Source organism: Virgibacillus carmonensis (assembly GCF_057836705.1).
In genome coordinates, this window is record NZ_JBYQFJ010000158.1 from 1 (window position 1) to 708 (window position 708).

Annotated in this window: 2 protein-coding genes; one reads left to right on the forward strand and one right to left on the reverse strand. The window is 39.1% G+C overall.

Features of this window, described 5'->3' with window-relative positions; all coding sequences use genetic code 11:
• Positions 1-125: 125 nt before the first annotated feature.
• Entirely contained in the window at positions 126-272 is a 147-nt protein-coding gene (locus AC3G7N_RS21110; RefSeq protein WP_157724812.1) for a lmo0937 family membrane protein, read from the forward strand.
• A gap of 42 nt (positions 273-314) precedes the next feature.
• On the opposite strand, the gene AC3G7N_RS21115 is transcribed toward AC3G7N_RS21110, so the two are convergent.
• Positions 315-692 (reverse strand): DNA-directed RNA polymerase subunit beta, encoded by a 378-nt coding sequence (locus AC3G7N_RS21115; protein ID WP_089061361.1) that lies wholly within the window; start codon positions 690-692, stop codon positions 315-317.
• Positions 693-708: the final 16 nt, after the last annotated feature.

Sequence of the window (708 nt, forward strand, 5' to 3'; positions counted from 1 at the left end):
TTCATGTTTTGTTATGTAAAATTCGGGCATAGTAAATACTGCCATATAAAGCAAGATTATGTTTAATTTTAACAGATTTGCGGTATTTTAACCATTAAACAACCATTTAAAAAGGAGGACCCGGAATGCTTTGGACCATACTAATTATCCTATTAATTCTATGGGCACTTGGATTCGTGTTTCACATTGCAGGCGGATTAATCCACATCATCCTTATTATCGCAGTAATCGTTTTAATCATCCGTTTAATTACCGGCAAAAAAGTTCCGTAAGTATAACGAAAGCATGGCTCGCTAATTTGAGCCATGCTTTTCTTATTTTTTAGTCTTCGTAACGATATCAATAATATGGCGCCAGGTATCCATGTCAAGTGCATCACTTGGTTTGCCGCTTCCAACTACACCATAGCCGACAACTGCACCAACCACCAGTGCAATTGCGCATAAAAGAAGAACTACAATGATCCGCAACCAGATTGGAAAAACACGACGTCTCGGCTTTTTCTTTTTTCTCTTCTCAGCCTTTTGTTTAGCCTTCTGCTGTTTCCTGGTTACTTTTTCAGCAGCAGCTTCTGTTTCGTCCGACTTTGCTTTCCCCTGGGGAATCATTTCTTTTAGCTTATCTTTTAGTTTTGGCCTGTTCGATCGCGTTTGTTTCTCTTCGCTTTTCAATTCAGGTTGGCTGTTTGACATGGTTTGTTACTCCTTA

Coding starts and splice junctions, on each gene's coding strand:
- AC3G7N_RS21110 (WP_157724812.1), top strand. CDS start 126: ATGCTTTGGACCATACTAATTATCCTATTAATTCTATGGGCACTTGGA.
- AC3G7N_RS21115 (WP_089061361.1), bottom strand. CDS start 692: ATGTCAAACAGCCAACCTGAATTGAAAAGCGAAGAGAAACAAACGCGA.